Annotated in this window: 14 protein-coding genes; 10 read left to right on the forward strand and 4 right to left on the reverse strand. The window is 63.6% G+C overall.

The annotated features are described in order from the left end of the window. The first annotated feature begins 120 nt into the window (after nucleotides 1-120). The 5 genes from FJ424_RS28815 (at nucleotide 121) to hflX (ending at nucleotide 6573) form a co-directional block, all read left to right on the forward strand. Nucleotides 121-2412, forward strand: coding sequence for a PAS domain-containing sensor histidine kinase (locus tag FJ424_RS28815; RefSeq protein ID WP_140657241.1), 2292 nt, complete (start codon nucleotides 121-123; stop codon nucleotides 2410-2412). Then, on the forward strand, nucleotides 2402-3763 hold the full coding sequence (locus tag FJ424_RS28820) for a sigma-54 dependent transcriptional regulator (protein ID WP_140657243.1): 1362 nt from the start codon (nucleotides 2402-2404) through the stop codon (nucleotides 3761-3763). Before FJ424_RS28815 ends, FJ424_RS28820 begins: the two co-directional genes overlap by 11 nt. A gap of 171 nt (nucleotides 3764-3934) precedes the next feature. Continuing rightward, nucleotides 3935-4798 (forward strand): D-amino-acid transaminase, encoded by an 864-nt coding sequence (locus FJ424_RS28825; protein WP_140657245.1) that lies wholly within the window; start codon nucleotides 3935-3937, stop codon nucleotides 4796-4798. A gap of 143 nt (nucleotides 4799-4941) precedes the next feature. Continuing rightward, nucleotides 4942-5187 (forward strand): RNA chaperone Hfq, encoded by a 246-nt coding sequence (gene hfq / locus FJ424_RS28830; RefSeq protein ID WP_006202172.1) that lies wholly within the window; start codon nucleotides 4942-4944, stop codon nucleotides 5185-5187. After that, on the forward strand, nucleotides 5188-6573 hold the full coding sequence (gene hflX / locus FJ424_RS28835; RefSeq protein ID WP_140657247.1) for a GTPase HflX: 1386 nt from the start codon (nucleotides 5188-5190) through the stop codon (nucleotides 6571-6573). Here hflX and mazG read toward each other — a convergent pair. Both mazG and FJ424_RS28845 read right to left on the reverse strand, forming a co-directional pair. Then, the gene (gene mazG, locus FJ424_RS28840; RefSeq protein WP_140657249.1) at nucleotides 6570-7406 is read right to left on the reverse strand and encodes a nucleoside triphosphate pyrophosphohydrolase; all 837 of its coding nucleotides are present in this window, start codon (nucleotides 7404-7406) and stop codon (nucleotides 6570-6572) included. The two genes, hflX and mazG, sit on opposite strands and share 4 nt — an antisense overlap. Before the next feature lie 70 nt (nucleotides 7407-7476). Beyond that, nucleotides 7477-8661 carry an amino acid aminotransferase gene (locus FJ424_RS28845; protein ID WP_140657251.1) on the reverse strand — a complete coding sequence of 395 codons (1185 nt, stop codon included), beginning with the start codon at nucleotides 8659-8661 and terminating at the stop codon, nucleotides 7477-7479. 146 nt (nucleotides 8662-8807) lie between these two features. Between FJ424_RS28845 and FJ424_RS28850 the strand changes: the two genes are divergently transcribed. The 5 genes from FJ424_RS28850 to FJ424_RS28870 all read left to right on the forward strand — a co-directional run bounded on the left by FJ424_RS28850 (nucleotide 8808) and on the right by FJ424_RS28870 (nucleotide 12323). Continuing rightward, entirely contained in the window at nucleotides 8808-9329 is a 522-nt protein-coding gene (locus tag FJ424_RS28850; RefSeq protein ID WP_246677370.1) for a sigma-70 family RNA polymerase sigma factor, read from the forward strand. After that, nucleotides 9326-10099: an anti-sigma factor gene (locus FJ424_RS28855; RefSeq protein WP_140657255.1), complete on the forward strand. Its 774-nt coding sequence runs from the start codon at nucleotides 9326-9328 to the stop codon at nucleotides 10097-10099. The genes FJ424_RS28850 and FJ424_RS28855 overlap by 4 nt, the downstream gene beginning before the upstream one ends. A 35-nt stretch (nucleotides 10100-10134) precedes the next feature. Further along, nucleotides 10135-10851, forward strand: coding sequence for a Bax inhibitor-1/YccA family protein (locus FJ424_RS28860; RefSeq protein WP_140657257.1), 717 nt, complete (start codon nucleotides 10135-10137; stop codon nucleotides 10849-10851). Between the two features lie 182 nt (nucleotides 10852-11033). Then, the gene (locus tag FJ424_RS28865) at nucleotides 11034-11909 is read left to right on the forward strand and encodes an aldose 1-epimerase family protein (protein WP_140657259.1); all 876 of its coding nucleotides are present in this window, start codon (nucleotides 11034-11036) and stop codon (nucleotides 11907-11909) included. Between the two features lie 3 nt (nucleotides 11910-11912). Further along, complete coding sequence (locus tag FJ424_RS28870; protein ID WP_140657261.1) at nucleotides 11913-12323, forward strand: hypothetical protein; 411 nt, start codon at nucleotides 11913-11915, stop codon at nucleotides 12321-12323. On the opposite strand, the gene FJ424_RS28875 is transcribed toward FJ424_RS28870, so the two are convergent. Both FJ424_RS28875 and FJ424_RS28880 read right to left on the reverse strand, forming a co-directional pair. Next, entirely contained in the window at nucleotides 12320-12730 is a 411-nt protein-coding gene (locus tag FJ424_RS28875) for a methyltransferase domain-containing protein (protein ID WP_246677371.1), read from the reverse strand. The genes FJ424_RS28870 and FJ424_RS28875 overlap by 4 nt on opposite strands. Nucleotides 12731-12781: 51 nt before the next feature. Further along, a complete protein-coding gene (locus FJ424_RS28880; RefSeq protein WP_140657263.1) occupies nucleotides 12782-13624 on the reverse strand; it encodes an alpha/beta hydrolase in 843 nt (280 codons plus the stop codon). Nucleotides 13625-13925: the final 301 nt, after the last annotated feature.

A 13925-nucleotide genomic window follows, 5' to 3' on the forward strand; every position in this document is an offset into this window, starting at 1 on the left:
GTCACCTCGTCCCTTCGGTGAATTTTGTCTGGGAAAGATTATCTTCCCGGCCACACTTGTTGCATAATCGCCACAATGCGTTGCATACATCCGACGCGATGATCGACTCTGTACCGCGACATGGCAGCTGAGGCTCCGACCCTGAACCAACCGCTTTTCAACCAGACCGGCGCGCGCGACGGGCGACGGTTGCTGGCGTTGCCCGGCGTCGTCGCGATTGCCGGCGCGATGATCACGGCGGCGATCTCGTTCGCGATCCTGGTCGGCGCAACGCCGATCGCGCCGACGGCCCACGCGACCTGGGCCTTGATCGCGGCTAATGCCGTCTTTGTCCTGTTCCTCATCGCCTTGATCGCCCGCGAGGTGCGCCGCATCGTCCTGGCGCGGCGCCACGGCAGGGCCGCCTCGCGGTTGCATGTGCGCATAGTCGCCATGTTCGCGCTGGTTGCCGCCATTCCGGCCATCATGGTGGCGATCATCGCCTCGATCACGCTCGACATCGGCCTCGACCGCTGGTTCGAAATCCGCACCAAGACGATCGTCAACTCGTCGCTGTCGATTGCCGACGCCTATGTGCAGGAGAACGCGCGCAACCTGCAGGGCACGACATTGTCCATGGCGTACGATCTCGACGCCTCGCGCACGCTCTACGGCCTCGACCGGGGCGGTTTCCTCGACCTGTTGAACAAGGAAGCCGTCGGGCGCGGACTGGCGCATGCGGCCCTGATCAAGCCGGATGGCTCGTTCGTCATGAACGCCAAGACCGATGCCGATTTCCCCATGCCAGAGCCGCCCTCGGGCGCTGTCGACACCGCGTCCGATGGCAAGCCAGTGCTGATCGAGCCGCGCACCCGCAACATCATGGGCGCCATCATCAAGCTGCGGGAGATCGAAGGGCTTTACCTGTATACGATCCGGCTCGTCGATCCCGACGTGATCAAGGCGCGCCAGATCGTCAGGTCCAACACCGACGAATACCGCAATCTCGAGGACAACCGCCGGACCTCGCAGGTCGCCTTCGCGCTGCCCTATCTGTCGCTCACGCTGATCATCACGCTCTCGGCTATCTGGACCGGCATCGCGGTCGCCGACCGGATCGTGCGGCCGATCCGCCAGCTGATCGGCGCCGCCGATGAGGTGGCGACCGGCAATCTCGACGTAGCCGTTCCGGTGCGCCAGTCCGATGGCGACGTCGCCTCGCTCGGCGAGACCTTCAACAACATGATCCTGGAGCTCAAATCGCAGCGCAACGAGCTGCTCTCGGCCAAGGATCTGATCGACGAGCGGCGGCGCTTCTCCGAGGCCGTGCTGGCCGGTGTCACCGCCGGCGTCATTGGCGTCGACCCTTACGGCATCATCACCATCGTCAATCGCTCGGCCGAAACCATGCTGGCGATTTCGGCAAATGCGACGCTCGGCCAGAACCTTTCGGCGGTCCTGCCGCTTGTCGGCCGCGTCTTCGAGATCGGGCGGCAGTCCGGCAAGCCGGTCTATCGCGAGCAGGTGACCTTCTTCCGCAGCGGTCTGGAGCGCACCTTCAATGTCCAGGTCACCGTCGAAGCCGCTGACGACGGCGAGGAAGAGAAATCCTATGTGGTCACGGTCGACGACATCACCGATCTCGTCCAGGCGCAGCGCTCGTCGGCCTGGGCCGACGTCGCGCGGCGCATCGCGCATGAGATCAAGAACCCGCTGACGCCGATCCAGCTTTCGGCCGAGCGCATCAAGCGCCGCTACGGCAAGGTCATCACCGAGGACCGCGAGGTCTTCGACCAGTGCACTGATACCATCATCCGCCAGGTCGAGGACATCGGCCGCATGGTCGACGAATTCTCGGCCTTTGCCCGCATGCCGAAGCCCGAGATGAAGGCTATCGACCTGCGTGAATCGCTGCGCGAGGCGTCCTTCCTGGTCGAGGTCAGCCGCTCCGACATCGCCTTCGAACGTGATTTCGGCAGCGAGCCGTTGAAAGGCACTTTCGACAGCCGCCTCATGGCGCAGGCCTTCGGCAACGTCATCAAGAACGCGGCCGAGGCGATCGACGGACTTGATGCGCAGGACCGTTCGGACGGCACAATCCGGATTCAGGCCGGGCGCCAAGATGGCGCCATACGAATCGACGTTATCGATAACGGCAAGGGGCTGCCGCGCGAGAATCGCCAAAGGCTTCTCGAGCCCTATATGACGACACGCGAGAAGGGCACCGGGCTTGGTCTCGCTATCGTCAAGAAGATCGTGGAAGACCATGGCGGCCATCTCGAATTGCACGACGCGCCAGCGGATTTCCATGGCGGCCGGGGCGCGATGATCTCGATCATCCTGCCCCCGGCGATGATCGTAGCCGCGCCGCCACGCGGTGAAGGTCGAAGCGAACACGAAAGAGAAACTGAAAAGGTCGGTAATGGCGTCTGACATTCTTATCGTCGATGACGAGGAAGACATCCGCGAACTTGTCGCCGGTATCCTGAGCGACGAGGGTCATGAAACACGCACGGCGCATGATGCCGACAGCGCGCTCGCGGCGATCGCCGATCGCGCGCCGCGGCTGATTTTCCTCGACATCTGGCTACAGGGTTCGCGCCTCGACGGCCTGGCGTTGCTCGACGAGATCAAGACCATGCACCCGAACATGCCTGTGGTGATGATTTCCGGCCACGGCAACATCGAGACGGCGGTGTCGGCCATCCGGCGCGGCGCGTACGACTTCATCGAGAAGCCGTTCAAGGCCGATCGCCTCATCCTGGTCGCAGAGCGCGCGCTGGAGACGTCCAAGCTGCGGCGTGAGGTTTCCGACCTCAAGCAGCGCAGCGGCGAGACCTTCGACCTGATCGGCATGTCGTCGGCGATGAGCCAGCTGCGGCAGACCATCGAGCGCGTCGCGCCCACCAACAGCCGCGTCATGATCGTCGGTCCCTCAGGCTCCGGCAAGGAACTGACGGCGCGCGCCATCCACACGCTTTCGTCGCGCAAGACCGGTCCGTTCGTGACGCTGAGCGCGGCCACCATCACGCCCGAACGCATGGAGGTTGAGCTGTTCGGTACAGAATCGAACGGCACCGAGCGCAAGGTCGGCGCGCTGGAAGAGGCGCATCGCGGCATCCTCTACATCGACGAAGTCGCCGATATGCCGCGCGAAACGCAAAACAAGATCCTGCGCGTGCTGGTCGAGCAGCAATTCGAGCGGGTAGGCGGCACCAAGCGCGTCAAGGTCGATGTCCGCATCATCTCTTCGACCTCGCAGAATCTCGAAGCGATGATCGCCGACGGCCGCTTCCGCGAGGACCTTTACCATCGCCTGGCGGTGGTTCCGGTCATCGTGCCGGGGCTCGCCGAGCGGCGCGAGGACATTCCCTATCTCGTCGACAATTTCATGAAACAGATCGCGCGCCAGGCCGGCATCAAGCCGCGCCGCATCGGCGACGATGCGCTGGCCGTGCTGCAGGCGCATAACTGGCCGGGCAACGTTCGCCAACTGCGCAACAATGTCGAGCGATTGATGATTCTGGCGCGCGGCGAAGAGGCCGATGCGCCGATCACCGCGGATCTTCTGCCCTCCGAGATCGGCGACGTGATGCCACGCACGCCCAACCAGTCGGACCAGCACATCATGGCGCTGCCGTTGCGCGAGGCCCGCGAGCAATTCGAGAAGGACTATCTGATCGCCCAGATCAACCGCTTCGGCGGCAACATCTCGAAGACGGCCGAGTTCATCGGCATGGAACGCTCGGCGCTCCACCGCAAGCTGAAGTCGCTGGGTGTGTAAAAGCAATTCCAGGAAAGGTGCGCAGCGGTTAGGCTCGGCGGTTTCGCCGTAGCCGTAGCAGTCCGTCCGGAATTGCGTAAGACTCCCCAGGGCCGGCTTGGCCCACGCGATTGTTCATTACGGCGGGGGCGGAATCGCCTAAGAAAGCCAGATATTTCCCTGAGGATGCCCATGCCGCGCATTGCCTATGTCAACGGGCGTTACGTCGTCCATGCCCAAGCCAGCGTCCATATTGAGGACCGTGGCTACCAGTTCGCGGACGGCGTCTATGAGGTCTGCGAAGTGGCGCGCGGCCATATCGTCGACATGCCGCGTCATCTTGCCCGGCTTAGTCGCTCGCTGAAGGAACTGTCGATCGCCTGGCCGGTCTCGGAAGGCGTTCTGCCGATGCTGCTGCGCGAGGTGGTCAATCGCAACGGCGTTATCAACGGCCTTGTCTATGTGCAGGTGACACGCGGCGTCGCCAGCCGTGAGTTCGTGTTTCCGCCGGCAGGCACGAGGCCTTCCCTCGTCATAACCGCCAGAAAGGCCGATCCGGCCGCGGCGGCGAAGCGGGTGGAAGCCGGCATCAAGGTCATCACGGTGCCTGAGAATCGCTGGGACCGCGTAGACATCAAGAGCACGGGCCTCTTGCCCAATGTGCTCGCCAAGCAGAAGGCCAAGGAAGCCGGCGCCCAGGAAGCCTGGTTCGTCGACACCGACGGCAACGTCAAGGAAGGCGGCTCGTCTAACGCCTGGATCGTCACCCGGGACGGCGTCTTGGTGACCCGGCCGGCCGAGCACGGCATCCTGCGCGGCATCACCCGCACGACGCTTTTCGACGTCGCCGCAAAGCTCGGCCTCAAGATCGAAGAACGTGGTTTTTCGGTCACCGAGGCCAAGGCGGCCAGGGAAGCGTTCATCAGTTCGGCGACGACAATCGCCATGCCGGTGGTCGAAATTGACGGCGCGCCGATCGCAAATGGACATCCTGGTTCCATGACACTTTCGTTGCGGCAGGCCTTTTTTGACGTTGCGGAAAAAAGTCCAGCCTGATAACCGCACAACTGGAATTAACCTCAACTATCTCATTCTGCTTGCCATTGTGTCGGCAAGAGGGGGTTTGCTCGCTTGACAGGTGCCGCGTAATTTGGCGCATTGGCCCGCAAACCGAAGGGGATCGGCGAAAGACAAGAAAAATGGCGGAACGATCGCAAAACCTTCAGGACCTGTTCCTGAATTCAGTTCGCAAGAGCAAAAATCCACTTACCATCTTCCTCATCAACGGCGTGAAGCTGACCGGTGTCGTCACTTCGTTCGACAATTTTTGTGTGTTGTTGCGGCGTGACGGGCACTCCCAGCTCGTCTACAAGCACGCCATTTCCACGATCATGCCGAGCCAGCCGGTTCAGATGTTCGATGGCGAGGAAAGCCAGGGCGCCTGATTGGCACGTGATAAGGACGCGGACCGCAGCGTTCGCGGGAAACAAGGACATCAACTCGGGCCGGAATCCAAGGATCCGACCCGGGCCGTTGTCATTGTGCCGGTGCTTACCCGCCAGCCACGCGGCGACGATGAGTCGAGTCGCCCGCGTCTGAGCCGTTCGGCGGATGCACGCCACGACGAAGCGGTCGGCCTTGCCAGCGCCATCGATCTCAACCCGGTTCACACCGCGGTGGTGACGGTTGCCGATCCGCGGCCGGCCACGCTGCTCGGCAGCGGCAAGGTGGCCGAGTTCGCGGATATCGTGAAGGAACGCAAGGCGGAACTGGTCATTGTCGACCATCCGCTGACCCCGGTGCAGCAGCGCAATCTCGAAAAGGAACTGAACGCCAAGGTGCTCGATCGCACCGGGCTCATCCTCGAGATCTTCGGCGAGCGGGCGCGCACCAAGGAAGGCACGCTGCAGGTCGAGCTCGCCCATCTCAACTACCAGAAGGGCCGCCTGGTGCGGAGCTGGACCCACCTCGAGCGGCAGCGCGGCGGCGCCGGCTTCCTCGGCGGTCCCGGCGAAACCCAGATCGAATCCGACCGTCGCATCCTGCAGGACAAGATCACCAAGCTGAAGCACGAGCTGGAAACGGTGCGGCGCACACGCGACCTGCACCGCGCCAAGCGCAAGAAGGTGCCTTTCCCGGTGGTGGCGATCGTCGGCTACACCAATGCCGGCAAGTCGACGCTGTTCAACCGGTTGACCGGGGCAGGGGTGCTGGCCGAGGACATGCTGTTCGCAACGCTTGATCCGACGTTGCGGCGCGTGCGGCTGCCGCACGGCACGCCGGTCATCCTGTCGGACACGGTGGGCTTCATCTCCGATTTGCCGACGCATCTGGTGGCAGCCTTCCGGGCGACGTTGGAAGAAGTCGTCGAGGCGGATCTGGTGCTTCATCTGCGTGACATCTCCGATCCGGACACGGCCGCCCAGGCCGAGGACGTCGAACGCATCCTCGGCGATCTTGGTGTCGACGCCGCCGACGCGAACCGCGTGATCGAGGTCTGGAACAAGATCGATCTGCTCGACGAAGGTAATCGCGAGCGGCTGCTTGACGAAGGGGCAAGCGGCAAGTCTCCGCCGATAGCCATTTCAGCGGTGACAGGCGAAGGACTGGACACGCTGAAAGCGCTCATCGAAACGCGGGTGTCGGGCGAATTGGAAACGATGGCCGTGACGTTGAGCCCGGCTCAACTCGGCCAGGTCGACTGGCTCTACCGCAACGGCGACGTCGTTTCGCGCACCGACAATGAGGACGGCAGCGTCACCCTCTCGCTCACGGCCACGCATAGCGCCAGGCGGGAAATCGAGAGCCGCCTGCATCGCAAGGGCAGCTAATCGGCTGATTCCTTGGCGCTTTTGGCCTGCTGCCAGAGCGCTTCCATTTCGTCGAGCGTTGCCTTCTCCAGTGAACCGCCCGAAGCCTCCAAAGCTTGCTCGAGATAGTGAAAGCGCGAGCGGAACTTGTCGTTGGTGCCGCTGAGCGCCGCTTCCGAATCGAGCTTGAGGTGGCGGCCGAGATTGACGACGGCAAACAGCATGTCGCCGAACTCGTCCTTGATCGGTGCCGCGTCACCGGTGGCGAGCGCCTCGCGCAATTCGCCGATCTCTTCCTCTATTTTGTCGAGGATCGGGGCTGCCTCGCTCCAGTCGAAGCCGACGCGCGCTGCCTTCTCCTGCAGCTTCAGGGCGCGCGTCAGGGCAGGGAGCGCGACCGGGACGCTGTCGAGATAGCCTTTGCCGTGATCTTCCGGATCGAGCCCGCGCGCGAGCCGGGCGTCGCGCTTCTCGGCTTTTTCAACCGCCTTGATCTTCTCCCACATGCCCTTGGCCATGCCGGCGCTGCGCGCCTTCTCGTCGCCGAAGACGTGCGGATGGCGGCGGATCATCTTGGTGGTGATGGCCTCGACGACATCGCCGAAAGCGAACTCGCCGATCTCCTCGGCCATCTGCGCATGGTAGACGACCTGCAGCAGCATATCGCCCAATTCCTCACGCAGATCGTCGAAATCGCCGCGCGCGATCGCGTCGGCCACTTCATAGGCCTCCTCGATCGTGTAGGGCGCGATGGTCGTAAAATTCTGCTCGATATCCCAGGGGCAGCCGGTCTTCGGCGCTCGCAGCGCTGCCATGATCTCGATCAGCCGGGAAATGTCCTTGGAGGGCTTCATGAATTGAGCCTATCCTGCGGTCAGCGTCCGACCAATCCTGGCCGGACACTGAAACGAGTTGTCCACAGCCTCAGTCAAGCACCGAAACGATCGCCTTGGCGAGGTCGTCCATGCCGTCCTCCGGCAGGCCGGCCACGTTGATGCGGCTGTCGCCGACCATATAGACGGCGTGCTCGGTGCGCAGGCGTTCGACTTGCGCCTCGGTCAAGCCGAGCCGCGAAAACATGCCGCGATGGCTGGCGACGAAATCGAAGCGATCGGAGTTGGACTGACGCCTGAGGGCTTCGGCGAAGGCGACGCGCAGCCTGAGCATGCGCAGCCGCATCTCCTCGAGCTCCGTCTCCCAATCCTTTCTCAGGCTGGCGTCCTCCAGCACCATGCGCACGGCTGCCGCGCCATGGTCCGGCGGCATCGAATAGAGCACGCGCGCCGCCGCCAGCATCTGGCTCATCGCCACGTCGGCTTGGGCGCCGTCCTTGGCCATGATCATCGCGGCGCCGACGCGGTCGCGATAGACGGCGAAATTCTTCGAGCAGCTCGAGGCGACGACCATTTCCGGCACCTTGCCGGCCAAGAGCCGCAGACCGGCGGCGTCTGCGTCGAGGCCCTCGCCAAAACCCTGGTAGGCAATGTCGACGAAGGGCAACAGGCCGCGCTCCAGCAGCACATCGGCGACCTTGGCCCACTGCGCGGCATTGAGATTGGCGCCGGTCGGGTTGTGGCAGCAGCCATGCAGCAGCACGACATCGCCACTGTTGGCCGTCCTGAGCGTCGCCAGCATCTCGTCGAAGCGGACAGCGCCGGAAGCAGCATCGAAATAAGGATAGTCGCGGACTTGCAGGCCGGCGGCGCGCATCACCGGCAGATGGTTCGGCCAGGTCGGGTCGGACAGCCAGACCGTCGCGCCGGCGCGCGTGCGCTGCAGAAGCTCCGCCACCAGCCTGAGCGCGCCGGATCCGCCCGGCGCCTGTGCCGCGCGGATGCGCGAAGGGTCGGCCTTCTCGCCGAAGGCGAGCTTGATCATGGCGGCGTTGAAGCCGGTATCGCCGGCAAGGCCGAGATAGGTCTTGGTGTCCTGGCTGGCCAGCAGCCGCTTCTCGGCCTCGCGCACGGCGCGCATCACCGGCGTCCTGCCGTCGATGTCCTTGTAGACGCCGACACCGAGGTCGACTTTGCCGGGCCGCGGGTCGTTGCGATAGAGGCCGATCAGGGCAAGGATCTTGTCGGCGGGGGCAGGCTGCAGGGTCTCGAACATCGAAAAGGACTCCAATGGCGGCGGAGTGATACGCAAATCGACCCCGCCGCGCCAGCGGTTTCCTCAGACACGGGCGGCACGAAAAGAAATGCCGGGCAGGGGATTAAAATCCCTACATGCTCCGTAAACAGGGCATGAAACGGTCGATGGCACGCTTCGACATCGTCGGGCAGTTGGGGTCGCTGCGGCGCTATGCGCGCTCGCTGACGCGCGACAGCGCCGACGCCGAGGATCTCGTCCATGACGCGCTGGTGCGCGCCTATGAGCGACGCGCGACCTTTCGCTCGGGCGGCAATTTGCGTGCCTGGCTTCTGGCGATCGTGCACAACATCTTCATCGACCGCATGCGCTCGCGCCGCTCCGAGGCGGCGCGCATCGAACAGGCCGGCTTCGTTGCCGACCAAAGCATGCCGGCATCGCAGGACCATGCGGTGCGCCTGTCCCAGGTCCGGGAAGCGTTTCTCTCGCTCCCGGAGGAACAGCGCTCCGCCCTGCACCTCGTCGCCATCGAAGGGCTATCCTATCAGCAGGCCGCCGAAGTCATCGGTATCCCGCTCGGAACCCTGATGTCGCGCATCGGCCGCGCGCGTGCCGCGCTGCGCGAGGTGGAAGAGGGCGCGGCGCCGAAGGCCAGGCCTCATCTCAGGATCGTGGGAGACGATCAATGACCGCCATTGTCGACCCCGTAACCGATGCCGACCTCGACGCCTATGTCGACGACCAATTGGATGTCGCCCGCCGCATCGAGGTCGAGGCGTTCCTCGCCGCGCGCCCGGAAGCGGCGGCGCGCGTGATGTCCGATTTGAGGACACGCGACGAACTGCGAGTCGCGCTTGCGGGCCCAATCGGCATGGCGCGTCCGGCCACGACAGAAGCGGCGCGGCGGCTGGAAAGGGCACTTGCCAGGGGACGTATCCTTGTCGTGCTGCAGCGGGCCGCGGCCGCGGCCGTGCTGGTCGCGGCGGGCTGGCTGGCCAACGGCATTTTCGGGCCGATCGCGGTGACCAAGGTGGTCGCCTCGACGCAGCCGCCGGCCTATGTCGAGGATGCGGTCAGGGCGCACCGCACGACTTTGGTGCGCGAGACGATGCCGTCGCAGCAGGAGGCGCCGGGCTACGATGCCGACGAGATCCGCGCCGCCACCGCGATCGTCATGCCGTCGCTGCCCGACGACTGGAAAATCCGCGATGTCCAGGTCTACCCCTCGCAATTCGGGCCGAGCGTCGAGGTGGCGGTCGAGACCAAGGATCTCGGTCTCATCTCGCTGTTCGCCATCAGACCCGGCACGTTCGACGTCGTGAAGCCCACGGTCGCGCCCTCCAATGACATTTCGACTGCGTATTTCCAGATCGGCGAGGTCGCCTATGCCGTGGTCGGACGCAGCGGCGCCGGCAATCTCGACCATGCCGCCGAGAAACTCGCCAGAACGCTCTACTGAAAACAGACCCTCTACTGAGAACCAAGGAGAACCAAATGAACAGCCCCAATCTGGGATACCGAACGGGCGCCGGCGTGCAGGCCGGAGCCGTCTATGACCAGGGCCTGCGCAAGCACATGCTGCGCGTCTACAACTATATGGGCCTCGGCCTCGTCGTCACCGGCCTCGTCGCCTTCTTCGTGGCCTCGACGCCCGCGCTCTACGTGCCGATCTTCTCCAGCCCGCTGAAATGGGTGGTGATGCTGGCGCCGCTCGCCTTCGTCATGCTCTTCTCGTTCAGGATGCAGACCATGTCGGCCGCGAGCGCGCAGGCGATGTTCTGGGCCTTCTGCGCCGTGATGGGCCTGTCGCTTGCCTCGGTGTTCCTGGTCTTCACCTCGACCAGCATCGCGCGCACCTTCTTCATCGCCGCCACGATGTTCGGCGCCACCAGCCTCTACGGCTACACGACCAGGCGCGACCTGACGCAGTTCTCGTCCTTCCTGATCATGGGCCTGATCGGCGTGGTCATCGCCAGCCTGGTCAACCTGTTCCTCGGCTCGACCGCGCTGCAGTTCGCCATCTCGGTGATCGGTATTGCTGTCTTCGTCGGCCTGACCGCCTGGGACACGCAGACGATCAAGGAGCAGTATGCGGAGAATTTCGACGCGGAATCGCAGCAGAAGCTCGCTGTCTTCGGCGCCTTCTCGCTCTATCTGAACTTCATCAACATCTTCCAGCTGCTCTTGAATTTCACCGGCGAGCGCGAATAGGCCGGACCGTAGCAGGCAACGCTGCTCAACTCGGCATGGCCGGAGGGAAACCTCCGGCCATTTTTTCGACTCTGCATCGAGGCGTTCACGGGCAAGGTGAGGCGCGGTATGCCCGCCGCGCTTGAGTTCACGCGCGGCCTTTTGCTAGCCTGCCCGCCAGACCAGCCAGCCGCGAGGACGCAATGGAACAACTGACGCTTCACGCTGACGGCATTTCGGCGACCGTCGTCGGGCAGGGGGCCGAGCTGGTCTCGCTGCGCGATGCCGACGGCACCGAGCTTCTGTGGCAGGCAGGCCCCGTCTGGCGCCGTCATTCGCCCGTCCTGTTCCCGATCGTCGGCCGGCTCAAGGGCGACCAGCTGCGGCATCGCGGCCAAACCTATCCGATGACCCAGCATGGATTCGCGCGCGACAGAAGCTTCGCCTGGACGGAGCAGGGGCCGTCCGCCTGCACATTGGTGCTGACCGATGACGCCGAGACCCGGACGCACTACCCTTTCGCCTTTCGCCTCGCCATCGGCTACGAGCTGAAACCCCGGCAGCTCGGCGTGACCTTCGAGATCGCCAACACGGGCGACGAGCCGCTGCCCGCCTCGATCGGCGCGCATCCGGCGTTCAACTGGCCGCTGCTGCCGGAACTGCCCAAGGAGGCCTACCGGCTGACCTTCGCAGACGATGAGCCGGCGCCGGTCCGCCGCCTGAAGGACGGCCTGCTGCTGCCTGACCTGCAACCGACACCGATCGAGGGAAAGACGTTGCCGCTTTCCGAAAAACTGTTCGACGATGACGCCGTCATCCTCGACAAGCCGGCCAGCACCAGTGTGCGCTATGCCGCGGCGCGGGGGCCGGCGATCGAGGTGTCCTGGCAGGGTTTCAACGAGCTGGGCATCTGGTCCAAGCCCGGCGGCGCGCCCTTCCTGTGCATCGAGCCCTGGCACGGCATCGCCAGTCCCGTCGATTTCGACGGCGAATTCGCCGACAAGCCGGGCGTCATGCTGATCGAGCCGGCCGGCCGGCGCGTGCTGAGTTACCGGATAGGCCTCAGCCGGGAACCGTAGGGCATGGCATACGCCATCAAGACCCAGATCGAGGACCCGGCGGCGGAGACGTTCGTGTTCGCCGCCCAGAAAACCATGTATGGCGGCAAGGCCATTGCTGAAGGCGACGTCGTCTTCCTGTTCGCCAGCGAGAACGAAGGCGGGCAGGGGCTTGTCGCCCGCGGCGTCGTGACGTCCTCGGCGGCTATCCCAAGACGCTCCGATCTCGTACGGCAGACGCCGCGGGTCAGCATCTCCGTCCGCCGCATCGCCTTGGCGACGAGGCATTTGGGTCGCGATGATCTCAAGCGCTTCAAGGATTGGCAGGACGGCCGGCCCGAGACCGAGCTCAACTTCAAATTCTACCGCCAGGCGACCAACAAGATCGTTGGTGTTTCAGACGAGGCATCGGCATTTCTGAACAGCTTTTTCTAGACCACCCCATCGGATCTCATGGCGAAGGCGATGTCAAAAAGAGCCTCGTCAGCATTCAATGCGAAGTCTTCGATTGCCGCATGCCTGAAATCGAGGCAGCCCCAAGCTATCTCATTCGCCGATCCCGTCCGCGCCAATCGGATTGCCTTCTCCGAACGGTCGATGGCCAGAATGAAGCCATCGCCGATGCGGCAAGCGACATTGCGAGCGGCAACGCGGGGACCGCATCCGATCTCCAGGACGCGAAGTCCCGGCTTCAATGGGAGCGCTTCGACGAAGGCGGATATCCGATCTGAGATTCCGGCAGCCATGAAATAAATTACCCAATCTGGTCTGCGCCAGGCAAGCGAGACGGTGCCGAGCGGAAATGGCCGACAGGCAGTGGCCAGAACATTGATGCCGGACAATGTAGCCCAGGCGTCGGCCGCGTTCGGGCCGGCCAGACCTCAAGGACTGTTCTATTGCCGTTCCAGGAAGTCGACCATCAACGACGCAGCTTGGTTGGCATGCGTTTCCAGCAGGAAATGAGGCCCGTCGAGAATGTGTGCTTCCATCCTCGGCAGGGCCTGCATCCATGATAGCGTCTCTGCCAGGTCAAAGAACGTGTCATGCCGACCCCACAGCATCAGGGCGCGAGGCTGCCGGCGCTGCAGATAGTCGGCAATCGCGTCGAAACCAGCGACGTAGTTGCCATAGTCCGCAATAAGCGCGCGCTGCGTCTCGATGCCTCCGGGGCGCTGCATCACGCGCCAGTCTTCCTCCCAGTTCTCCTGCGGAATTTGTGCGGCCACATCGTCGGGAACACCTGCCACATACTGATCGCGCGTGCCCTCGAAGGTCAGATGCGCGGTGGCTTTCGCTTCATTGTCGCGGTTCGGATTGGCCCAAAAGTCCTGCGTCGCCTTCCATGATGGCCCCATTCCGCTCCGATGCGCGTTGGCGTTCTGGATGATCAAGCCCAACACCGCATCGGGAGCCTGCATGGCTATCCGCAGGCCGACCGGCGCGCCAAAGTCATGCAGGTAGATGTAGCGCGAGCCGACCGAGAGGTGGCCGAGCAACTCCGAGATCGCATCGGCAAAACCATCAAAAGACGGCTCGGGCAGAGCATCGGACATGCCGAACCCAGGCATGTCAGGAGCAACCACATAAGCCACCTTCGACAATGCGGGAATAACGTGGCGAAAGGTCCTGGAGGAACTCGGAAAACCGTGAAGAAACAGAAGAGCCGGTTTGGAGGGCTCTCCAGCCGTGAGGAAAGACAATTCCGTGCCGCTCGCCAACTCAAGCCGTGAACGCATGCAAAGGTCCTCAAACCGCTCACCAGGCCAACGCGAGGTTCGGCGGTTGAGTTCCGAACAGAGATGTTGCCGCAACGATGGCCGACTTGTGCTCGTACCCGTCAGGAATACGAAGGCGTGTTTGAAATGGAAGGTGACGGCGTGCGAATGCGCAACAACTCCGTGCGGCTGGCGAGCAGCGCTGTGTGACATCGCGCTCTCGGCATCTCCGTTGCCATATCAGATGTCAAAGCGATTTAGAGACGCGACACCGCCAGCCAGTTAGAAATGCGACAGTGATGCGCTTCTTGGCGTCGACGTA

The sequence above is a fragment of the Mesorhizobium sp. B3-1-8 genome (assembly GCF_006439495.1).
GTDB lineage: Bacteria > Pseudomonadota > Alphaproteobacteria > Rhizobiales > Rhizobiaceae > Mesorhizobium.